Origin of the sequence: Rhodococcus sp. SG20037 (assembly GCF_031763325.1) — a bacterium.
GTDB classification, from domain to species: Bacteria; Actinomycetota; Actinomycetes; order Mycobacteriales; family Mycobacteriaceae; genus Rhodococcus_F; species Rhodococcus_F qingshengii.
This window is the reverse complement of sequence record NZ_CP134497.1, coordinates 5,896,048-5,916,138: the sequence shown is the minus strand read 5'-3', so window position 1 is coordinate 5,916,138 and position 20,091 is coordinate 5,896,048. Positions and strand designations below refer to the sequence as shown.

The 20,091-nt window shown below is 61.5% G+C and carries 21 protein-coding genes; 10 read left to right on the top strand and 11 right to left on the bottom strand.

Features of this window, described 5'->3' with window-relative positions; genetic code table 11:
• The first annotated feature begins 85 nt into the window (after nucleotides 1-85).
• Entirely contained in the window at nucleotides 86-682 is a 597-nt protein-coding gene (locus tag RHP72_RS27360) for a CHAP domain-containing protein (protein WP_311094059.1), read from the top strand.
• On the opposite strand, the gene RHP72_RS27355 is transcribed toward RHP72_RS27360, so the two are convergent.
• A complete protein-coding gene (locus tag RHP72_RS27355) occupies nucleotides 673-1,443 on the bottom strand; it encodes an acyl-[acyl-carrier-protein] thioesterase (RefSeq protein WP_075834740.1) in 771 nt (256 codons plus the stop codon). The two genes, RHP72_RS27360 and RHP72_RS27355, sit on opposite strands and share 10 nt — an antisense overlap.
• A gap of 124 nt (nucleotides 1,444-1,567) precedes the next feature.
• Here RHP72_RS27355 and RHP72_RS27350 point away from each other — a divergent pair, with 124 nt between their 5' ends.
• Both RHP72_RS27350 and RHP72_RS27345 read left to right on the top strand, forming a co-directional pair.
• Complete coding sequence (locus RHP72_RS27350; protein WP_007730375.1) at nucleotides 1,568-1,912, top strand: helix-turn-helix transcriptional regulator; 345 nt, start codon at nucleotides 1,568-1,570, stop codon at nucleotides 1,910-1,912.
• On the top strand, nucleotides 1,912-2,583 hold the full coding sequence (locus RHP72_RS27345; RefSeq protein WP_311094058.1) for a cation transporter: 672 nt from the start codon (nucleotides 1,912-1,914) through the stop codon (nucleotides 2,581-2,583). Before RHP72_RS27350 ends, RHP72_RS27345 begins: the two co-directional genes overlap by 1 nt.
• Before the next feature lie 54 nt (nucleotides 2,584-2,637).
• Here RHP72_RS27345 and RHP72_RS27340 read toward each other — a convergent pair whose 3' ends face one another.
• Nucleotides 2,638-2,790, bottom strand: a complete 153-nt coding sequence (locus RHP72_RS27340) for a cyclase/dehydrase (protein ID WP_065456526.1) — start codon at nucleotides 2,788-2,790, stop codon at nucleotides 2,638-2,640.
• Nucleotides 2,791-3,065: 275 nt separating this feature from the next.
• Between RHP72_RS27340 and RHP72_RS27335 the strand changes: the two genes are divergently transcribed.
• Nucleotides 3,066-3,482: a hypothetical protein gene (locus tag RHP72_RS27335; protein WP_003943077.1), complete on the top strand. Its 417-nt coding sequence runs from the start codon at nucleotides 3,066-3,068 to the stop codon at nucleotides 3,480-3,482.
• 95 nt (nucleotides 3,483-3,577) lie between these two features.
• On the opposite strand, the gene RHP72_RS27330 is transcribed toward RHP72_RS27335, so the two are convergent.
• A complete protein-coding gene (locus RHP72_RS27330; protein ID WP_003943015.1) occupies nucleotides 3,578-3,790 on the bottom strand; it encodes a hypothetical protein in 213 nt (70 codons plus the stop codon).
• 258 nt (nucleotides 3,791-4,048) lie between these two features.
• Between RHP72_RS27330 and RHP72_RS27325 the strand changes: the two genes are divergently transcribed.
• Genes RHP72_RS27325 through RHP72_RS27315 form a run of 3 tightly spaced genes read left to right on the top strand, consistent with a single transcriptional unit; the run spans nucleotide 4,049 to nucleotide 7,134 of the window.
• On the top strand, nucleotides 4,049-4,708 hold the full coding sequence (locus tag RHP72_RS27325; RefSeq protein WP_007730384.1) for a GAP family protein: 660 nt from the start codon (nucleotides 4,049-4,051) through the stop codon (nucleotides 4,706-4,708).
• Between the two features lie 15 nt (nucleotides 4,709-4,723).
• Nucleotides 4,724-5,437 (top strand): GAP family protein, encoded by a 714-nt coding sequence (locus RHP72_RS27320; protein ID WP_042451601.1) that lies wholly within the window; start codon nucleotides 4,724-4,726, stop codon nucleotides 5,435-5,437.
• Nucleotides 5,434-7,134 (top strand): SulP family inorganic anion transporter, encoded by a 1,701-nt coding sequence (locus tag RHP72_RS27315; protein ID WP_075834736.1) that lies wholly within the window; start codon nucleotides 5,434-5,436, stop codon nucleotides 7,132-7,134. The genes RHP72_RS27320 and RHP72_RS27315 overlap by 4 nt, the downstream gene beginning before the upstream one ends.
• Here the strand turns inward: RHP72_RS27315 and RHP72_RS27310 are convergent.
• The 5 genes from RHP72_RS27310 to RHP72_RS27290 all read right to left on the bottom strand — a co-directional run bounded on the left by RHP72_RS27310 (nucleotide 7,126) and on the right by RHP72_RS27290 (nucleotide 14,699).
• Nucleotides 7,126-7,947, bottom strand: coding sequence for a hypothetical protein (locus tag RHP72_RS27310; protein ID WP_003942972.1), 822 nt, complete (start codon nucleotides 7,945-7,947; stop codon nucleotides 7,126-7,128). The two genes, RHP72_RS27315 and RHP72_RS27310, sit on opposite strands and share 9 nt — an antisense overlap.
• 14 nt (nucleotides 7,948-7,961) lie before the next feature.
• A complete protein-coding gene (locus RHP72_RS27305; RefSeq protein ID WP_075834734.1) occupies nucleotides 7,962-10,661 on the bottom strand; it encodes a LuxR C-terminal-related transcriptional regulator in 2,700 nt (899 codons plus the stop codon).
• 175 nt (nucleotides 10,662-10,836) lie between these two features.
• Nucleotides 10,837-11,799 carry an asparaginase gene (locus tag RHP72_RS27300; protein ID WP_007730395.1) on the bottom strand — a complete coding sequence of 321 codons (963 nt, stop codon included), beginning with the start codon at nucleotides 11,797-11,799 and terminating at the stop codon, nucleotides 10,837-10,839.
• A gap of 15 nt (nucleotides 11,800-11,814) precedes the next feature.
• Nucleotides 11,815-13,260, bottom strand: coding sequence for an amino acid permease (locus RHP72_RS27295; RefSeq protein WP_075834732.1), 1,446 nt, complete (start codon nucleotides 13,258-13,260; stop codon nucleotides 11,815-11,817).
• Complete coding sequence (locus RHP72_RS27290; protein ID WP_058038379.1) at nucleotides 13,260-14,699, bottom strand: aspartate ammonia-lyase; 1,440 nt, start codon at nucleotides 14,697-14,699, stop codon at nucleotides 13,260-13,262. The genes RHP72_RS27295 and RHP72_RS27290 overlap by 1 nt, the downstream gene beginning before the upstream one ends.
• A 216-nt stretch (nucleotides 14,700-14,915) precedes the next feature.
• On the opposite strand from RHP72_RS27290, the gene RHP72_RS27285 reads away from it, so the two are divergent.
• Together RHP72_RS27285 and RHP72_RS27280 are read left to right on the top strand one after the other, a co-directional pair.
• Nucleotides 14,916-15,626: a FadR/GntR family transcriptional regulator gene (locus tag RHP72_RS27285; RefSeq protein ID WP_075834731.1), complete on the top strand. Its 711-nt coding sequence runs from the start codon at nucleotides 14,916-14,918 to the stop codon at nucleotides 15,624-15,626.
• Nucleotides 15,626-16,384: an ankyrin repeat domain-containing protein gene (locus RHP72_RS27280; protein ID WP_075834729.1), complete on the top strand. Its 759-nt coding sequence runs from the start codon at nucleotides 15,626-15,628 to the stop codon at nucleotides 16,382-16,384. The genes RHP72_RS27285 and RHP72_RS27280 overlap by 1 nt, the downstream gene beginning before the upstream one ends.
• Here RHP72_RS27280 and RHP72_RS27275 read toward each other — a convergent pair.
• The gene (locus RHP72_RS27275) at nucleotides 16,369-17,385 is read right to left on the bottom strand and encodes a helix-turn-helix domain-containing protein (RefSeq protein ID WP_223304470.1); all 1,017 of its coding nucleotides are present in this window, start codon (nucleotides 17,383-17,385) and stop codon (nucleotides 16,369-16,371) included. The genes RHP72_RS27280 and RHP72_RS27275 overlap by 16 nt on opposite strands.
• A gap of 99 nt (nucleotides 17,386-17,484) precedes the next feature.
• Here RHP72_RS27275 and RHP72_RS27270 point away from each other — a divergent pair, with 99 nt between their 5' ends.
• Nucleotides 17,485-18,291: an alpha/beta fold hydrolase gene (locus RHP72_RS27270; RefSeq protein WP_064075045.1), complete on the top strand. Its 807-nt coding sequence runs from the start codon at nucleotides 17,485-17,487 to the stop codon at nucleotides 18,289-18,291.
• 30 nt (nucleotides 18,292-18,321) lie between these two features.
• Here the strand turns inward: RHP72_RS27270 and RHP72_RS27265 are convergent, their stop codons facing one another.
• On the bottom strand, nucleotides 18,322-19,512 hold the full coding sequence (locus tag RHP72_RS27265; protein ID WP_020909545.1) for a lipid-transfer protein: 1,191 nt from the start codon (nucleotides 19,510-19,512) through the stop codon (nucleotides 18,322-18,324).
• Entirely contained in the window at nucleotides 19,509-19,982 is a 474-nt protein-coding gene (locus tag RHP72_RS27260) for a Zn-ribbon domain-containing OB-fold protein (protein ID WP_007730419.1), read from the bottom strand. The genes RHP72_RS27265 and RHP72_RS27260 overlap by 4 nt, the downstream gene beginning before the upstream one ends.
• Between the last annotated feature and the right edge of the window lie 109 nt (nucleotides 19,983-20,091).

Genomic DNA, 20,091 nt, shown 5'->3' with positions numbered 1-20,091 from the left:
CACATTCGTGTGAATTTGGTGAGAATTGCCAGGTCATCGGGGTGGTTGGCGATTCGGTCCGCGGCAGGCTGGCACACTCGTAAGGGTGAGTCCTGCCGAATCGAACCGCCGACGCCGCATCGTGCTCTGGATTGCCGGGGTGCTCGGCGTCGTGATCGTGGTTGGGGTGGTGGTGGTCGCGATCGCACCATCGCGGTACCTGCCCTGGGGCACGGCTGAGTTCCCGGCGGTGGACGCGAGTGCGCTCACGTCTGATCAAGGTCGGGTGCTCGAGCTACTGCAATCCGAGCATGAGCAGGACCGTCCGGGCACCTTCTATTCCGACGGCATCGACGAAGAGTGGTGCGCCGACTTTGTCAGCTGGATCATGAGGGAAGCGGGTCGACCGTTGTCCAACCCGAACTCCGGAAGTTGGCGCATCCCGGGGGTGTACACCTTGCAGGAGTATTACCAAGGGATCGGCGCGTACGCCGAGAACGGCAGCGGGTACACCCCGAACGTGGGTGATGTGGTGATCTACGACAGTTCGAGATGGGTCGGTCAGCACACCAACATCGTTGTGGCAGTGGACGGCAACTCTGCGATCACGGTTGGCGGCAACGAGTTCGGCAAGGTGCGGGTTCATGATCTGGACTGGCAATCCGACTCTGCCGTCGTGGGATTCGGAAAACTTCACCCCTGATCGCTGTTCTTCGGAGTCAAGGCGAACCACCGCGCCGACGCACGTGCCTCGTCGCCTGCGTCGATGTGCAGCGTGTTCGTGCCGGTTCGCACGCTCACCTGCTCACCTCTCTTGATGGGCTGGGTGTACTCGAGGATCGCGCGAAAGGGCCCGCTTCGTAATCTGTCGGGCAGCGCATCTTCCACGGGCTGCCAGTAGATTGCGTTGTTCACGTGATCGAAGGGGTCGAAATCGCTCGAGCGCAACGGGAACGGCGTATCCGCTGACGGCGTCGTGTCCGGGGTCGGGTCGATCCACCGACGCCAGTGAAGATGCTGGTCCACGGCCGTTGATGCCAGGGCAGCGGTGAACTTCTCACTGATGGATGCCGGCATTCCCGTCTTCGGGTCGATGTTGATCCAGAACGCCTCGGTTTCGATCAACCCGCCGCCATCGGATCTGATGCGAACTCGCATCGAACACCACTTGTTCGACAGGCCTGAACACCAGCGCTGTAGGTGAACTCGATCCGGCCAGACGACCGGTTCGAGTACATCGATCACCGTTCTTCGTACCATCCACAGCGGGTGTGTATCCATGGCGCCGCGGTCGACGAGATTGTCGAAGCCCGCGTCTTGGAGGTAGCGCGCGATCGCGTCGAGGCGCAGTTGTTTGTCGGTGTGGATGTCACCCGTACGCACCGGCCACGAGGCCTGGAAGATGCTTCCGGTTGTCGGTAGTTCGGCCATCGCTACGTGGTCGTCGACTTTTGTACGGTTCATCGGATGTGGGCTCCCGGTGTTCGCTTGGTTGGGTGGCTTCACGCTTGCGTTACCCGATGGTGGGATCTTGAACCATCGGAGTTCATCGTTTTCTGAATCCAGTTTTCGATGTACTGTCGCACGTATGGATATCGAGGGCGTAGATGTGGTGACCAACGTGGCGGTGCTTGCGAGGTTCGGGCATGCACTGTCCGACGAGACTCGGACACGGATACTGCTCGAACTGAAGACCGCACCGCGGTATCCGTCCGACCTCGCTGAAACGCTGGCTGTGACCAGGCAGAAGCTGTCCAACCATCTGGCGTGCCTGCGCGGTTGTGGCTTGGTGGTGGCCGTCCCGGAAGGGCGCCGGACCAGATACGAACTCGCCGATGTACATATCGGTCGGGCCCTCGACGACCTGCTCGGGGTCGTACTCGCGGTGGATCCGTCGTACTGCCCGGACAGCGAATCAGAGGGGTGCTGCTGATGGTTGCGCCCGTTGACGGTGTCGGGCTCTCGACTTACCGGCGTGCGCTCTTGTCGAGAAGAATTCGCATCTTCGTGGCGATCACGATCAGCTACAACGTCGTCGAAGCGATCATCGCGCTGGCGGAGGGCACACGGGTGTCGTCCGCAGCACTGTTCGGTTTCGGCCTTGATTCGGTGATCGAAGTGTCCTCGGCGGCAGCTGTTGCCTGGCAGTTCTCGGCGCCGGATCCGACGAGCCGTGAGAAGACGGCACTGCGAGTGATCGCATTCTCGTTCTTCGGGCTCGCTGCGTACGTCTCGTTCGACGCGATTCGGTCGCTGTTCGGTCTGGGGGAAGCTCAGCACACGAGCGTCGGAATAGTATTGGCTGCGGTGAGTTTGGCGATCATGCCGGCCCTGTCCTATGCGCAACGCCGAGCCGGTCGGGAGTTGGGTTCGCTGTCGGCGGTCGCGGATTCGAAGCAGACGCTGCTCTGCACTTACCTCTCTGCTGTCTTGTTGGTCGGTTTGCTGCTCAACTCGCTGCTCGGCTGGTCGTGGGCGGATCCGATTGCGGCACTGGTCATCGCCGTCATCGCGGTGAAAGAAGGCATCAACGCGTGGAAGGGTGATCCGTGCTGCCCGGTTGTGGCTGTGCCCGAGAGCGGTGACGAGTGCGACTGCTGCTGAGTGAACACAGGTTTTGTCGAGTGAGCACTCGCTGCGGTGCGTTAGAGCGGGTGTTCACTCGATGAAAGGCGTGCCGACTTCTGCGCGGCCCTTGATGTGCGCGGCGCGTTGCTCGAGAAGGCGCCGCAGATACGGGCCGACAGCCAACCTCAGTGCCAGGTGTCCGAGCACTCCGAAGGGGGCCGTAACCGTGAAGCGGTCATGCATCCGCGTCCACCCACCCGGCTGAACGTCGAAGACGTGCCGGAGAGCGATGACGAGTGCGACTACTGCTGAGTGGGCACAGGTTCAGCTGAGTGAACACCCCCACAAGTACGCCACAGCCTGTGTTCAGTCGAGGAAAAGGGTGTCAGGCCTGGTTTGCGATCCCGGCAAGCGGGTACGGGTCGGTGACCTGCGGTTCATCCGCGACGGGTGATGTTTTCGCCTTCCAGCCCCTCGAGACTGAGTAAGGGAAGTGCATTCTGTCGAAAGGAACGCTGATGACTGCTCCACCGCGGGAACCCGCGAATCACCCTGTCCGGCAGGGTTTCGCGGTAGGTACGACGTTTGCAGCAGCAATTCTGCTGCTCACCGCAGGCATTGTCGCTCTGCTTCAGGGCATCGCGGCCGTTGCCGACAACAATCTGTTTGTCGTGGGTATCAACTACACGTACAAGTTCGACATCACGACGTGGGGTTGGATCCACATCATCTTGGGCATCATCGGGATCGTGGTGGCCCTCGGCCTCTTCACCGGTGCAGTGTGGGCCAGGGCGGCGGCAATCGTCATTGCGTCGCTCTCGATCATCGCCAACTTCTTGTGGATGCCGTATTACCCACTGTGGTCGATCCTGGTCATCGCGCTCGATGTCGTTGTGATCTGGGCGGTCGCGACCTGGGACAGGGACAGAGTCTAGGCACCGAACAACCCGAGAGCAGTTGGTCCCGACCGAGTCGACTCGGTCGGGACCATCGCTCGTGCGTGGGACATTTCGACAGGGTGTGGCTCGGATCAGTCTGGGAGTCGACGCATTTCGGCGACGGTCAGGCCGAGGGAATCGAGACGGGCCATGATGCTCCGCATAGCCGTGTGGTCCGCGACGGGTCCGTACAAACTGGTGAACCCGCCGGCCGCACTGGCGACACTGAGTTCAGGAAATGCGGCCTTGACGCGGTCCGACACTTCGCCGTCGATGAGGAATTGATACCGAGTGGGAGCATTCATCAGTATCCGCTCCATTTCGTAGGGCCATGAGGTTCGAGAAGGCAGCGCTCCGAGCCTCGAAATCGCATGTCGTCAAGTGCAATCGGCGTCGCTGCCCGATCCAGGACTCCGCATCCGTGAGATCCAGTCTTACTCGCGTACGCGCTCGGGGCGTCATCCCCTACGGGTGAATGTCGTCGCGGGTCCGTTCATCCCTTTTGTGTGAGGCTCCGTAGAGTCGCCACCCCTAGTGTCGACCGGGAGAGAGAAGAGGTCGGCATGGGATCTGTCATCGGGGATCTGTTACCCCTCGCGGTCGGCGTTGCGGTATCGCCGATCCCGATCATCGCGGCAATCTTGATGTTGTTGTCCAAGCGTGCCGGCAGCACGAGCGTCGGGTTCGCGCTGGGCTGGATACTGGGAATCGTCGTCGCCACCGTGATCTTCGTGCTTCTGTCCAGCAAGCTCGGTGACTCCGAAGGTGATCCGTCAGCGACAGTGTCGTGGATCAAGCTGGCGTTGGGTGTATTGCTTCTTGCGTTCGGAGTCAAGCAATGGCGCGGACGCGGAGGCGAGCACGAAACCCCGAAGTGGATGCACGCCATCGATGACATGACCGCTGTCAAAGGCCTCGGCTTGGGCTTCGCTCTGGCTGCGATCAATCCGAAGAATCTGATGATGTGTATCGCGGCCGGAATCTCGATCGGATCCGCGTCATTGGGCTCCGGAGAAGTTGTTGTCGCCATTCTGGTTTTCACGATCATCGCGGCCTGCACAGTGTGCGTGCCCGTGATCGGCTACCTCGTTGCCGCGGAGCGACTGCGTGGTCCGCTGGCCAAGCTGAAGGTGTGGTTGCAGGAAAACAACGCCACGGTGATGAGTGTGTTGATCCTGGTTATCGGTGTTGTTCTCATCGGCAAGGGCATCGGCGGTCTCTGACAACTGGAGGTAGTTATGGGATCGCTGCTACTGCAACAGATCCCGCTGGCGCTCGGGATCATCATGAGCCCGCTGGCGGTTGTCGCCGTTGTGGCCGTACTGTTTTCCGAACGAGCGCGTATCAACAGCATTGCGTACCTGATCGGGTGGTATCTCGGAATAGTTGTCGCGCTGGCCGGTTCGTACGTCATCTTGACCGCACTCCAGGTTCATCAGCGCACACACCCTCCGCTGTGGGTGCCCATCATCCATCTCGTTCTCGGGGCAACTCTGCTGGCGGGTGCCTGGTTCGTCTACTCACGCAGTCGTCGCGGGGTTCAGGCGATGGCGGCTGCAGTTGCCCCTGGCGACGTTGTGGCTGCGGCCCCTCAGCTGCCGAAGATGCTGCAATCGGTTGAGCACTTCCAACCAATGCGATCCGGTGTGCTCGGTTTCGCGCTGTTCGTTCTCAACCCCATCGACATGTCGTGTGCCATCGCAGCAGCGATGAACCTTCGTCTCAGCACCGTGGCACCGACGTCGCAGATCGTCTCGGCCGTGATCTTCTCGTTGGTGTCCGTGACCTCGGTCGCGGTACCTGTTGCCCTCCTGCTGATCAAGAAGGACGAGGCAACCGAACCGCTGCTGAAGATCCGCACCTGGATAGCCACCAACACGCACTTGCTGAACGTCGGGCTCCTCGTCCTGATCGCGGCGATGCAGATCAGTAAAGGGGTGCAAGGACTATGAGTGCTCCGCACACGCGGACCTGGTGGGTCTTCGGATCGTTGTCCGACTATCAACGCGCTTGGCTTCGCCCCGACATCATTGCGGGCCTTACGGTGTGGGCTGTCCTTGTTCCGGAAGCGCTCGCGTACGCCACCATCGCCGGAGTTCCGCCGGTGGTCGGGCTTTATGCTGCGGTTCCGTCATTGATTCTGTATGCAGCAGCCGGCAGTTCGCGCCATCTGATCGTCGGGCCGATGTCGGCGACCGCAGCGTTGTCCGCGGCGATGATCGCGCCATTGGCTTCAGGAAACGACGGCCGATTCATCGCGCTGTCGGCGGCATTGGCGATCGTGACCGGGCTCGTCGGACTGCTCGCAGGATTCATGCGCCTCGGATTCATCGCGTCCTTCATCTCCGAGCCGGTTCTCAAGGGATTCATCGTCGGTCTGGCGCTCACGATCATCATCGGTCAAGTACCCAAACTCCTGGGCGTGGACAAGGGGGAGGGAAACTTCTTCGTCCAGACGTGGACAGTGGTGAAGGAACTGGGTGAGGTCGACCTACCGACCGTGATCATCGGATTGCTCAGCCTGGCAATGGTCCTGGGCGTCAAGCGATGGCTTCCGCTCGTACCGGGTTCGCTCCTCGTCGTGCTGCTGGGCATTACCGCAGTAGCGTTGTTCGGCCTCGACGATCGTGGCATCGACATTGTCGGACACATCGACGCGGGCCTGCCGTCGATGGGTCTGCCGAGTGGTGTGGGAGCCGAGGACTACCTCGACCTGGTCGGACCGGCGGTCGGCGTTCTGCTCATCGGTTTCGCCGAAGGTCTTGGCGCTGCAAAGACATACGCGGCCAAGGCCGGCTACACCATCGACGCCAATCGTGAACTGGCAGGACTGGGTGCGGCCAATCTCGGATCGGGTCTCTGCTCGGGAATGGTGGTCAACGGCAGCCTGTCGAAGACCGCTGTCAACGGAGGAGCGGGCGCCAAATCTCAGGTCAGCGGACTGGTGGTCGCGGCACTGACGCTGGTGACACTGCTGTTTCTCACCGGCCTGTTCGAGAAGTTGCCAGAGGCGACGCTCTCGGCTGTGGTCATCGCAGCAGTGATCGAACTGGTCGATTTCTCCTCTCTCGCAGCGCTGTACCGGGTGTGGACGAAGAGGTTGGGCAGTATCTACGGGCACGCTGCCCGGGCCGATTTCGCGGCGGCGATCGCGGCGATGTTCGGGGTTCTCCTCTTCGACACGTTGCCCGGTCTGATCATCGGAATCGCCGTCTCGATGTTGCTGCTCCTGTATCGGGTCTCCAAACCGCACGTGGCCGCTCTGGCCAAGGACGGCACGCGCTGGGTCGACATCAGTGGGCATCCTGATCTGACGACACTCGACGGCGTCGTAGTGGTCAGGGTCGAAGCGGGGATGTTCTTCGCCAATGCCGATCACGTGCGTGATCAGATCACCGGTCTGGTGACCGCCGGCACCACCATGGTCGTTCTCGACGCCGAGACGTCACCGTTCATCGACGTCAGCGCTGCGCAGATGTTGGCTCAGCTTCGAGATTCGTTGGCACGCAGGAATGTGAGCTTCCGAGTGGCACGCGACATCGGGCAGTTCCGCGACGTTCTGTCCGGTGCCGACCAGGGCGCGCTGAAGGTCGACGTCTATCCGACCGTCTCGCAAGCGCTTGCAGGTCGAGACAACACCTCAGCGTGATGTCCGTAGCCAGATTCCCAGGGGACCGGAATCTTTGGCCACTGATCCGACGATCGACGACGCGACAACCACGATGGCCGAGAAGATGAACAGCCAGCCGATGACGGTGAACATCACGCCCAGAAGACCGAACTCGTCCTGCGACGTCTTTGTCATTCGGGGGAGGAAAAGAGTGCCGGCCACGTGCAGTCCGGTCAGGCCCGTCGCGGTGAGCAATCCTGACCCGACGCACATTCGAGTGGTCATGCGATTGGCCGTCAGCAGCATGGGCACGGCTGTCCACACGAGTGCCCACACGACGTAGACCGCTGTGAATTCCAGGACTCTGCCCACTCCCGGAACGCCATTCAGTTCACGGCACAGGGCCGCACCGACCACCGACGCGGCCACGACGCACACTACCGCGAACCACCGCCACGCCTGACGGAGTGTCGCCGTCGGCACGCTCCAGATCCGTCCGTACATCCGGCCGAGAGCGCGAGCGTAGGACGTGGAACTGATCAGCAGCATGAGCAAGCCGACAATCCCGAACGCTGCCGCGGTAGAGGTACTGGTCAATACGGTGTCGGGGAGTTGGACGCCGAGGTCGTCTTTGGCGGCATCAGCCAACGGCTTCAGCTTCTCCAAGGTCGACGCTGCAATCATGACCGGGAGCAATGACGTAAAGGCCTGGGCCGCCAAAGTCATGGCGCTGTCCACGAGCCCGACTTCGAAGACCCCGATGGTTGCATCAGTCGCCAACCGTCGACTGGGTGTACGTCTCGCCCACACGGTCAATCGATCGCGCGTATCGGAATACAGCTTCGGGGGCATGGAAGCAGTCTTGCTCAGATGAGTCCGCCGCGTCGCGCAGCCTTGAGCGCGTCGCGTCGGTTGCTCACTTCCAACTTGCGATAGATCCCGCGAAGATGCGTCTTGATGGTGTTGACGGAAAGGAACAGCGTGTCGGCAATGGACTCGGTGGTGTCTCCGGAAGCCAGTTCACGGAGCACGGTGTATTCGCCTGGCGTGAGGATCGGTGCACTCACCAATTCTTGTGGGCGAATGCGGCTACGTACCTGTTCGGCAAATGCTTCCTGATCGCCGAAATGTCCACTGAACTCGTCGAACACCGGCCGCAGGGATGCGCCGTAGTCGAGGAAGGGGCGTAGCAGGCTACCGGCTTCCGCGGCGCGCAGCGCTTTGTGGAGGGAGCGAAACGACTTGCGCTCGTGACCTGTTGCAGCGTGGATCCCGGCTTCGAGTGTCCAGGCGTAGACGTGATGTGCGAGCAACGGGATTTCGGAGGACCCGAGAGCTTCGGAAACTTCGACGAGTGCTTCCGCGAACTTGTTGGACGAGAAGGCGACGGCACCCCGTGCGAGATGTATCTCCGACGTTTCTCCGAATTGATCGGCTGCGTCACGCACGAGTCTCGCTGCCCATTCCACCTCACCGACGGAAAGGCATGCGTGGACGACGGGTGGTAGAAGAGCCAAGGTCGCGAACGCGAAGGTACGTAATTCGATCGCGCTGAGCATCGCGTCGCGGACATCGGCGGCGGTCGAGCGTCGGTCGGTCGAGCCGTCGAGACTGTGAAGGCCGAAGGTTACGACGGAGTGCCACCCGAACACCGGCGCGCTGGCGCCGAGAACGTCTGTGCTCCGGTAGTTTCCGATTGTCGGGATGCGGTACGGGAGTTCGCTCGAAGCGCAGAGGTATGTGGCAAAGGCGGCCACCGACGCGGACAACTCGTACTCCGCAGTCGTCGTGATGCGATGTTCGACCGCGTAGTCGAGAGCGTAGACGGAGTGAGCCCTCATCGCCCCGATGTCTCCGCCGAGAGAAGCTACGTAGCCCAGTCCGGTCAGCGACTTCAAGACGAATCGCGCCCTGCCCCGTATTGTCCCGAGTGCGACGGCTTGAGTGTATTCGACAGTCGCCCTGTCGAACTCACGTCGCAGTAAGTGTGCCGTCGCCAATTCCATGTGTGCGTAGGCTTCGATGTCGGAGTGGGTGCTTTTCTGGCGCCGCTCCAGACGTGCCGCCAGCGGCTCGTTGTCGGAAGTCGCCGTAACGCAGGAGATTTCCAGGCTCATCGCCAGGAACAATGGATCTTCTGCAATCGGTGGATGAGTTGCCTCGAGAAGATCGAGGCACGTGGTCGCCGAGGTCACGTCACCGGAGTGGAGGGCGGCCGCCGCCAGCACCAGTCGGGTGATCGGGGATTCCGAAACCTGCGTCGACACCGATTCCAGGACTCGCACGACGTCCCCGCAGTGCCCGTCGAGTACGAGGCCCAGCCCGCAGCGTTCGAGAAACGCGAGAATGCGGTGTGGGTCTCCGATCGACACCTCGAGTTCGAGCGCCTCGAGTTCGAAGTGATTGCTTTCGAACCAGCTTGCTGCTCGCAGGTGTACGCGGTTTCTCTCGACGTGATCGACGCGACGGAACTCTGCCCGAAGGTGCTCGCGCAAGAGAGGGTGATAGCTGAACCACGTTGTGTGGTCGGCGGAATCGGTACGGGTCACGGGGAAGTTGAACTGAATCAGCGAGTCGATCTCGGATCGAGCGTTCGAGTCCGTCAGAGTTTCCGCCAGTTGGGCGGAGAAAGAATCGACTACCGATGTTCGCAACATGAACGAGGTGACATGTTCGGGCAAGGACGTCAGTACCTCGTCGACGAGAAAGTCGGCGATCGGGCGGGGTGTGTGCGTGAACTCGTCCAGCGCATCGCCGATGTCACTGCGGCCGGCCAGAAACGCGGCGGTCAGGCGAACGACGGCGCCCCACCCCTTGGTGAAGTTCTCGACGATTGCGAGTTCGTCGTCGCGCAGCGTGATGTCGTACTCGCCGAATATCGCGGTGATCTCGGAGCGATCGAAAGCGAGATCGGTGGATGCAAAGCGGGTGAGTCGGCCGTCGAGAGCCAGACGATGCCACGTGAGCGGTGGTTCGTAGCGGGCGGCAACGATAATCGACAGGTTGCCCGGGGTCTGTGTGAGTATCCGATCGAGGAGACCGATCGACATCGGATCGTGGAGGGTGTGAACGTCGTCGAGGATCAACGTTGTTCGGCGCTCGTGCGTTTCGAGGGTTTCCGCAAAGTGCGCGAGCCACTGCTCGACGGGCGGCCTGGATCCGGTCTGCACGGGGAGCCTCTGGCCGGCCGCATCGACGGAGGTCGCGATCGCCTCGGCGAGGGATTCACACAGTATCGACACGTTGTTGTCGCGCTCGGCCAACGTCAGCCAGGCCAGCGCAACATCAGGGGAGGCTCGAGAATATTCGCGAGCCCAATCGGCCAGAAGTAGGGTCTTCCCCGCACCGGCCGGAGCCGAGAGCAACCCGACAGGCCCGGGGCCTGAGCCTTTGGTGGCAGTGGATGCGGTGAGTTTGCGGTGCAGGCGCGGACGCGCGACCAGTCCTTTCACGGCAGTTGGCGGGTGAAAACGACCGTTGAGTGCGGCGCCTGGCACGTGCGCTTGCCCGACGCGGTGAGACGCGTCGAGCGTTACTGCAGCGGCATCACGAAATGGGCTGCTCATCCGACTCCTGTTCGACTGGCTGCACTGGACGTGACCGCTGGATCGAAATTTTGAACGAGTTAGATGATGTGAAACTACCCAATTCGGACACCAAATAAGCGTCCAAGTCGAAAATTCGGACCAAAGTCCCTGATTTAGTGGAGTGAATTTCGAACAATGAATGGTGTCGCCAGTTCTACCGCCCGAACGGCGGGGTGCGAGCAAACCTCGAATAGCGGTCGAATACCTTTTCCAGGCCCACGAGATCCGGATCTGACAACAAGGCTGCCAGAAGTACACGTGCCTGCCCGGCTCGAAGATCGGTGGAAAATACAGCGCCTGCGGCGATCAAGTCGTGCCCGCCACCACCGCCACCGTAAACCGGGGAGATTGGCCCCGAGGGCACCCGAGTTGTCACGGCTACCGGAATGTGAGCGCCGACGCAGTCTCGTACGGCCTCGACTATCGTCGGATTGGCATTTCCCGAACCGAGTCCGTCGAGAACAAGTCCCTGCGCCCCGGCGTGCACGCAGGCGTCGATCTGTACGCGGTCTGCCCCGGGATACACGGCGATGATGTCGACGCGGGTGTCCGAAATCGGATGCCACGGCAATGGTTCGGGAGTGCGCAGCAGGAGCGGATCGATGTGCACGCGGCGGAAGGCATCGAGTGCCGTCGTATCGGACTTTCGCGTACCTGCGGCTGGATGGACCGAACCGCCGAAGGCGATGAGGACACCACGCCCGTGTGACGAGATGTCCAGTCCGGCTGAGATCGCCGCGGCGAGATTCGAACGAGCGTCGGATTCGGGATGGTCGAAAGTGCGCTGCGCGCCGGTGAAGACCACCGGGCGTTGGTCGTCGTGGTGCAGGTCCAACAAGAACGCAGTTTCCTCCATCGTGTCGGTGCCGTGAAGCACGACCACCGAGTCGAGTCCGGGATCTTTCAATTGATCGGCTACGGCGTCGCGAACACGATCCATGTCCGCGAAGGTCATGCTCGAGCTGTCCTTCGACATCACGTCGACGACTCGAAGCTCGATGTCGGTCTGCTCGTTGCCGACCAGATCTGCACCGGTGATTGCGGGCCGGCTGATTCCATGCGCATCCCGGGTGCTGGCGATGGTGCCACCGGTAGTGACAACTGCGACTTTCGACACTGTGGTCCTTTCACGTCAAGCTGCGGGGTGGTGGATGGACAACTCGCGAATACGATTCCTGGCGGCGTACCAACCAATCATCAAGAGCGGTGCGATGATCGCGATGGATCCGACGGTCCACGTTCCAACAGGGTTGTCGAATGCCATCAACACGATAACGACCGCAAGAAAGACCAGTGTCGCGATCCCGGTGTACGGTGCGCCGAATACGCGGAAGGAAGGGCGAGTGACTTTGCCTTGTTTCGCAAGTTGCCAGAGCCTCAACTGGCACAGCACAATTACCGCCCATGCACTGATGATGCCCAGTGCCGCAAGATTGAGGACTATTTCGAAGGCTTGCGCTGGGACAACAGCATTGAGCCCGACGCCGAACAGGATGACCACGCCGGTGAGTGCGATTCCCCCGTACGGCACTCCGGCTTTGTTCATTCTGGCAGCGAAGGCAGGCGCCGAACCGGCCGTCGCCATCGAATGGAGTATTCGTCCGGTCGAATACAATCCGGCATTGAGGGAAGACAACGCCGCCGTGAGAACGACCAGATTCATGATCGCATCTGCGCCTTGGATGTTGATCGAACCGAAGAATGTGACGAATGGACTTTCACCGGCGTGGTATTCGGTGTACGGGAGCAACAGTGAGAGCAGCAGGACCGACCCCACGTAGAAGACGAGGATCCGAATGATCACTGTGTTGATCGCCTTGGGTATCACCTTCCGGGGATTTTCGGTCTCTCCAGCCGTGGTCCCCACGAGTTCAATTGAAGCGTAGGCGAACACGACGCCCTGAATCACCACGACTGCCGGCAGTATTCCGTTGGGGAACAGCCCACCGTTGTCGGCGATCAGGCTGAATCCGGAGGAATGCCCTTCGATGGGCGTGCCGAAGAGTACGAAATAGACACCGAACCCGAGGAATGCGGTCAAGGCCACGACCTTGATCAACGCGAACCAGAACTCCAACTCTCCGAAGACTTTCACGGACACGAGATTCAGTCCGAGAACCAGCAACACCGCGATCAGAGCGAACATCCACTGATCGATGTGTCCCAGTGGCGCCCAGTACTTTTTGAAGAAGTTCATGTACAACGCCACAGCCGTGACGTCGACCACGGCAGTCATTGCCCAGTTCATCCAGTACAACCAGCCCGCAGCGAAAGCCATCTTTTCGCCGAAGAATTCGCGTGCGTAGGAAACGAAGGATCCGGAGGTCGGTCGGTGCATCACCAGTTCGCCGAGTGCCCTCAGGATCAGGAACGCGAAGAATCCGCACAGCGCGTACACGAGAACCAAGGCCGGGCCCGCCTGTTGTAGTCGCCCTCCCGCACCCATGAAAAGGCCGGTTCCGATCGCACCACCGATCGCGATCATCTGAATTTGTCTGGGGCCGAGCGCTTTCTGATACCCAAGATCCTCCTCAGTCGCAGCTTCGGCGCGGCCTGTCTCTTCCCGTTCGACGGTCATCAAACCTCCTCCGCAACAGCGGTGGCATGAGGCTTCTCGCCCGAAACGCGGAGATTGGCGAGATGTTCGGGGCTGAGCAACCGATCGAGTTCCTCTCGGTCGAGCAGGCCGGCTTCGATTACGAGATCTGCGACGCGACGCCCGGAAATCAACGCCTCCTGGGCGATCCGAGTGGACGCGGTATATCCGATGTAGGGGTTGAGCGCGGTGACGAGGCCGATGGAGTCTTCGACTCGGGCGCGCAGCAGTTCGGTGTTAGCCGTGATGCCGAGTACGCACCGGTCCGCCAAAATGCGGCAAGCCGCACCGAGGTGTCGCATTCCTTCGGACAGTGAGTGCACGATGATCGGCTCGAAAGCGTTGAGTTGGAGCTGACCGGATTCCGCAGCCATCGTGATCGTCACGTCGTTGCCGATGACTTCGTACGCGACCTGATTGAGGACTTCGGGAATGACAGGATTGACCTTGCCCGGCATGATCGACGAACCTGCCTGCACCGGTGGAAGATTGATCTCGTTCAATCCCGCTCGCGGGCCCGAAGAGAGCAGTCGGAGATCGTTGCACACCTTGGACAACTTCACAGCGACCCGCTTGAGGACGCCGGAGAGGTGGACGAACTGGCCCACGTCTTGGGTCGCTTCGACCAGATCCGTTGCCAACACCAGCGGCAGTCCGGTCAGTGCGCCCAGGTCGGAACAGGCCACCTCGGCGTAGCCGGCGGGTGCGTTGAGGCCAGTGCCGATAGCAGTCGCGCCGAGGTTGATCTCGTGAACGAGAAGAGCGGCCTCAGCCAGACGCGCCCGATCCTCCTCGATCATGACCGCGTAGGTCCCGAACTCCTGACCCAGAGTCATCGGCACGGCGTCCTGCAGTTGGGTGCGTCCCATCTTCACTGTGTCGGCGAACTGAAGAGATTTGGTCGTGAATGCGTTCTGGAGTGTAAGAAGTGCATCCAGCAGGTCATCGATCGCGAAGATCGTCGAGATATTCACGGCCGTGGGGTAGACGTCGTTGGTCGATTGGCTCAGGTTCACGTGTTCATTGGGGTGAAGCCGTTCGTAGTCGCCGCGCTGGTGGCCGAGGATTTCCAACGCGCGATTGGCGATGACCTCGTTCGCATTCATGTTCGTCGACGTGCCGGCGCCACCCTGGATGACGTCCACCACGAACTGTTCGTGCCACCGCCCGTCCACGATCTCCTTGCATGCCTGTGAGATGGCCTCCGCGCGCGGGCGGTCGAGGATGCCCAGCTTTTCGTTTGCGCTGGCTGCGGCCCACTTGACGTAAGCGATGCCGCGGATCAGATGCGGGTTCGTGGAGATTGTTCGACCAGTGATCGGGAAGTTCTCCATTGCGCGCAAGGTGTGGATACCCCAGTACGAATCGGCTGGAACCTCGCGATCGCCGAGCAGATCGTGTTCTGTTCGCGTTTCGAGCACTTGATCAATTCCTCGTGTCTCTTCGCGCAAGCATCACTCTGCGCGGTGGGTGTATTTCGGGATCGCAGCGCTGACGGTCGAGTAGTAGTCCCGCCCTGCTATCGGGCTATCAGGCTGTCTGACAGGTGTAATTGTTACCTCGCTCACTCCGGCACGTCAACCCTTCATCAAGTGCGATGTTTGACGCGGGACTTCGGCAGTCGCAACAATGACGGCATGAACCTGTCAGACAGCTGGGCCACCAGGCGACCCGTCGCCTCGCGGGTGAGTGCTGCCGAGGCGGTTCTCGCCGACCTCCGTGCCGCAATAACCTCCGGCGAACTGGCAGTCGGAGAGCGTCTCCCGTCCGAGGCGTCCCTGGCCGAAAGACACGGGGTCAGTCGATCGGTCATCCGTGAAGCCCTGCGCTCGTGCCATGCCCTCGGGCTCACCGAGACGAAATCCGGGCTCGGCACCTTCGTCGTCAGCGATTCGATAGCGCGAGACCTCGACTTCGGCAGCTACGCGGCCAACGAGTTGGTCGAAGCGCGGCCGCATGTCGAAATTCCGGCCGCAGGGTGGGCTGCCCAACGGCACACAGTGGAGGAGTTGACGGCCCTCCGCGGACTGGTCCAGCAGATGCGTGACGAGGATGATCCGCTCGTATGGGTCGCACTCGATGCGCAGTTCCACGGACTGATTGCGAAAGCCAGTAGGAATCGGGTCTTCGAGTCGGTAATCGTCGATATTCGTGAAGCGTTGACAAGGCAGTCCGAGACACTCAATCTTGTTGCCGGTCGCCAGGAAAGGTCGAACGAGGAACACGAACGAATAGTCGAAGGAATCGCGTCCGGCAGTTACGACCACGCCTCCAGGGCGATGGCCGAACATCTGGACGCCGTCAGGATGACGCTCGAAACACTTGTCCAAGAAAGTGATTCGTTGTGATGGCGCGGCCGCGCAGGTCTGTCCTCGCCTGCGCAATCTTCGCGGCATCGGTGACCGGAGCGTTGGCTGGCTGCAGTTCGTCCGACACCCCGCTGACGCCGACAACCGCGGCGTCAGCACCAACAACGGCAGCTGTACCGCCTACGGGTGTAAATCCACCATCGACGCCGGAATCCGAACGCGCGCTCTTCGATGCTGTGGACCGCAATGATCCCGCAGCTGTTACCGCTGCCCTGACTGCCGGCGCGAACATCGAAGCGCGCGGCGAGGGCGAACGGACTCCACTCGTCGAGGCCACCAAGAACAACGCCGTCGCTGCGGCTTCTACGTTGATTCTTGCCGGAGCAGACGTGAACGCGAAGGATTCCATGCAGGATTCGGCCTTCCTGTATTCCGGAGCCGAGGGTTTGAACGAGATTCTGGCGCTCACGCTCGCCCACGGCGCGGACGTCGACAGCGTGAACCGTTACGGCGGTACGGCGCTGATTCCCGCGAGTGAACACGCGCATGTCGAGACCGTCCGGATGCTGATTGCTGCCGGGGTTCCGGTCAATCACGTCAACGATCCCGGGTGGACGGCGCTACTCGAAGCCGTTGTGTACGGCGATGGTTCGGCGCGCTATATCGACGTGATCACTCAGCTTCTCGACGCGGGGGCAGATCCCTCGATCCGGGATGCATCGGGGAAGACCGCGTTGGACAATGCCGAAAGTCGTGGTCAGTCAGACGTTGTGGCGCTGCTTCAATCGCGGAGCTGACGCCAACGAGTCGGGCTCAGCCCGTAGGCCTGTCGAAAGCGTCGGCTGAAGTGTCCGGCGTCGACAAACCCCGCCCGGTGCGCAACGGTCGCGATCGGCAGATCGACGGTAGCGGGTCGAGCCAGTTCGTCCCGAGCCTTCTGCAGGCGCTGGGTGATGATCCACTGTTCGATCCGAAAGCCGTTGTCCGAGCAGATCTTGTACAGCTGTCGCAGTGAGATGTTGTGGGCGTGAGCAATTCGTGCGGGATTCAGTGTCGGATCGTGAAGGTGTTCACGGATGTATCGACGGATCGAAGTCATGGCAAGGGCCGATCTCGGAGCGGATGCGTCAGGATTCGCATGTGCGATCGAAGCGACCAAAGCACGTGCGAGTTCGATCGAGGCCTCGCCCAATTGTTCGGCGGCAGGATCGGTCTCCAACAGAGCGGCGCTGCGGAACAATTCACGAACGTGCGCGATCATCACGGGGTACAGATTGCTGTGATGAGGCCGGGTAGCTGCGTCCCGCACGGTGTCGATCGGCAGTCCCAGCCGATCCATCGGAACGTAGAGGCACTGGGAAGCGCCCGTTCCCGGCCAGGAGAAATCGTAGGTCGACGTCAGGTCCGTCATCAACAGCTCACCGGCGGGCACTCTGCGTTGTTCGTCGTGCTGATCTAGATGGCCGATCCCGATCTCCTGCAGGGCAATCGCAAGGACGGGCATCGACGCGGACCGGACGTGACGTGGTGTTCGGGTCAACCGCATACCGGTCGACTCGGAGCGGAACAGTGATGCTGCACCGAGGTTCCACACGTTCATTCTCGCGCTCACCCGTTCCGGGTTCTCCAAGTGGATTGCACACGGGACCGAGGCACGACCCATCGCGTCGACAAAGGCGTCCGCGCGTTGGTCAGGCTCCAACACGGAAGTATCCAGGAGCAAAGCCATGCAGCCCTGATACCCCGCGATGCGGACGCTCAACCAGAAGTTCTGCAGTGTGAGCTCAAAAGTCTGCACGGACAGTCACGTCCGTCGCAGCAGGTATTTCTAGGATCGAAACGGGCGTGTCCCGGCCTACCGCAGTTTCTCGCTTTTCGACGAGAGTGAAGGAAACGCATGAAGATCTCACGTGTATTCACCGCAGTTCTGGCGTTACTCATGACAGTCGCGGCTGGAGTGATCTTCGGCTCCGGCGCTGCGGTGGCGAGCCCCAAGCCAACCGTCGTTCTCGTCCACGGCGCTTTTGCCGACGCGACCAGTTGGGACGGCGTTGCCGCCGACCTACGTTCGCGTGGCTATCGCGTCGTGGCGCCGGACAATCCTCTACGCGGGCCCGCTTACGACGCGTCCGTGATCGAGAAGACGGTTGCGGACATCGACGGACCTGTCGTGCTCGTCGGACACTCGTACGGCGGCGCGGTGATCACCAATGTTCACGACCCGAAGGTGCAGTCGTTGGTGTACATCGCGGCGTTTGCTCCGGTTCAGGGTGAGCCGGTGCAGATCACGATCGATCCCATCAGGTTTCCTGGCAGCCAATTGCTTCCTCCGGCTCTGGGATTGAAGATCGTCGACGATCCTCACGCGATCGGCGGGAAGAACGTCGACGGCTACGTCACGGACGAGTATTTCCATTCCGTCTTCGCTCAGGATGTTTCCGACGAGACAGCGGCAACGATGTTGGCGCATCAGAAGTCTGCGGCTTTGTGGGCGAACCTCGAGCTCGGCGGGCCACCGTCGTGGGCGAACACACCGAGCTGGTATCTGGTTGCCGGTGAGGATCGCGTGATCCCAGCATCGGCGCAGCGGTTCATGGCAAACCGGATGGGCGCGAACACCAGCGAACTCCCGACCTCGCACGCATCGCTGGTTTCCCGGCCAGGGGCAGTGGCAGACGTGATCGTGGCGGCCGCTCACGGGTGAGTGTGCGACCGCCACGAAAGTAGAACAGGGTCAGGCGGAAACGATTACCGAGGAGCCGTGTCCGAACAGACCTTGGTTGGCGGTGATACCGATGCGGGCGCCTTCGACCTGACGGCCTTCGGCCTGTCCACGAAGCTGCCAAGTGAGCTCGCACACCTGCGCAAGTGCCTGTGCGGGAACGGCTTCGCCGAAGCACGCGAGACCGCCGGACGGATTGACCGGGATGCGGCCTCCAATACTGGTGTCACCCGCACGCAGGAGGTGCTCGGCCTCGCCCCGCTTGCAGAGGGCAAGGTCTTCGATCCAGTCCAGTTCCACGGAGGTAGCGAGGTCGTAGACTTCGGCGACGTCGACGTCCTCGGGAGAGATCCCGGCCTCTTCGTATGCGGCGTAGCCGATGGATTCCTTGAACGTGCGCTCCGGAGCGGGAACGGCGGAGCTGGAATCGGTGGAGAAGTTCGGCATGTCCATGATCGTCTGGGGGAACGTCGGCGTGACCGTCGAAATAGCCTTGATGCGAACAGGTTCCGCGATGCCCATCTTGCGGGCGTATTCCATCGACGTCAGCAAGATTGCGGCGCCGCCGTCGGACGTCGCGCAGATGTCGAGCAGGTGAAGGGGATTGGACACCACGGGGGAGGCCAACACGTTCTCGACGGTGACTTCCTTGCGGTAGCGCGCATTCGGATTATTGAGTCCGTGCTTGGCGTTCTTGACCTTCACGTTGGCGAAGTCCTCCGCGGTGGCGCCGTAGAGGTCGATGCGACGACGCGCGTTGAGCGCGAAGTACGCCGGGTTGGTCATACCCATGAGGCGGAAGCGCAGCCAGTCCGGGTCGTCCCAACGCTCACCGGCGACGGGAGCGAGGAAGCCCTTCGGCGTGGTGTCGGCGCCGACGACCAGGGCAACTTCGCTGAGGCCGGCCAGGATTCGTGCGCGAGCGGTGTCGAGTGCCTGGGCTCCCGTCGCACACGCGGCGTACGACGTGGCGACGCGAGCGCCGTTCCAGCCGAGTGCCTGGGCGAAGGTGGCTCCGGCGACGTATCCGCCGTACCCGTTGCGGACGGTCTCGCCGCCGACGATGAAGTCGACATCCTGCCAATTCACACCCGAATCGGCGAGCGCGGCGCGAGCGGCCGCAACGCCGTATTTCACGAACGACTGCCCCCACTTGCCCCAGGGGTGCATACCGACACCGAGTACTGCGACGTCCTTGCTCATGACTGCAACTCCTGATCGGCGGCGACAGGCTTCCAGCGCCACGTCGTACGTACTCCGGTTTCGTCCGTGTACAGCGGCTCGACAACCAATTCGACGGTATTGCCGACCTTGAGATCGTCGACGCCGAATCCGTCGGCCACCTGGCCGAGGATGACGATGCCCTCGGGCAGTTCGACTGCTGCGAGAGCAAAAGGCTCGTACGGATCCGAGCGCGGGATGTATGGCGGCGGGGGCTGGTATTGCGCGTCGGTGTACGACCAGACAGTGCCGCGGCGGGAGAGTTCCACGTCGTCGAACTCCTCGCTGAAGCAGCTCGGGTTCTTGCAGAACGTCGCCTCACGAGGGAAGGAAATGGTGCCGCAGGATTGGCACTTCGTGCCGATCAGAGCAGGTTCGTCGCCGGTGGTGAACCAACCCTCTACTGCAGGTGTCACACTCCCGTTCGGCGCCGGCGTTGCAGTCTCGCTCATGCAATCCTCATCTGGTTGGCGAGCGTGATCCGGGGGATCGTGGGCCCGCTGTGCCGCTTACTGGAACAGGTTGCAGTATTACACGATTTCGGCTGCTGACGGGCAAAAA

Bases quoted from the DNA above. Each gene is read 5' to 3' on its own strand.
- RHP72_RS27355 (WP_075834740.1), bottom strand. From the start codon at position 1,443: ATGAACCGTACAAAAGTCGACGACCACGTAGCGATGGCCGAACTACCG.
- RHP72_RS27350 (WP_007730375.1), top strand. From the start codon at position 1,568: ATGGATATCGAGGGCGTAGATGTGGTGACCAACGTGGCGGTGCTTGCG.
- RHP72_RS27345 (WP_311094058.1), top strand. From the start codon at position 1,912: ATGGTTGCGCCCGTTGACGGTGTCGGGCTCTCGACTTACCGGCGTGCG.
- RHP72_RS27340 (WP_065456526.1), bottom strand. From the start codon at position 2,790: ATGCATGACCGCTTCACGGTTACGGCCCCCTTCGGAGTGCTCGGACAC.
- RHP72_RS27335 (WP_003943077.1), top strand. From the start codon at position 3,066: ATGACTGCTCCACCGCGGGAACCCGCGAATCACCCTGTCCGGCAGGGT.
- RHP72_RS27330 (WP_003943015.1), bottom strand. From the start codon at position 3,790: ATGAATGCTCCCACTCGGTATCAATTCCTCATCGACGGCGAAGTGTCG.
- RHP72_RS27325 (WP_007730384.1), top strand. From the start codon at position 4,049: ATGGGATCTGTCATCGGGGATCTGTTACCCCTCGCGGTCGGCGTTGCG.
- RHP72_RS27320 (WP_042451601.1), top strand. From the start codon at position 4,724: ATGGGATCGCTGCTACTGCAACAGATCCCGCTGGCGCTCGGGATCATC.
- RHP72_RS27315 (WP_075834736.1), top strand. From the start codon at position 5,434: ATGAGTGCTCCGCACACGCGGACCTGGTGGGTCTTCGGATCGTTGTCC.
- RHP72_RS27310 (WP_003942972.1), bottom strand. From the start codon at position 7,947: ATGCCCCCGAAGCTGTATTCCGATACGCGCGATCGATTGACCGTGTGG.
- RHP72_RS27305 (WP_075834734.1), bottom strand. From the start codon at position 10,661: ATGAGCAGCCCATTTCGTGATGCCGCTGCAGTAACGCTCGACGCGTCT.
- RHP72_RS27295 (WP_075834732.1), bottom strand. From the start codon at position 13,260: ATGACCGTCGAACGGGAAGAGACAGGCCGCGCCGAAGCTGCGACTGAG.
- RHP72_RS27285 (WP_075834731.1), top strand. From the start codon at position 14,916: ATGAACCTGTCAGACAGCTGGGCCACCAGGCGACCCGTCGCCTCGCGG.
- RHP72_RS27280 (WP_075834729.1), top strand. From the start codon at position 15,626: ATGGCGCGGCCGCGCAGGTCTGTCCTCGCCTGCGCAATCTTCGCGGCA.
- RHP72_RS27270 (WP_064075045.1), top strand. From the start codon at position 17,485: ATGAAGATCTCACGTGTATTCACCGCAGTTCTGGCGTTACTCATGACA.
- RHP72_RS27265 (WP_020909545.1), bottom strand. From the start codon at position 19,512: ATGAGCAAGGACGTCGCAGTACTCGGTGTCGGTATGCACCCCTGGGGC.
- RHP72_RS27260 (WP_007730419.1), bottom strand. From the start codon at position 19,982: ATGAGCGAGACTGCAACGCCGGCGCCGAACGGGAGTGTGACACCTGCA.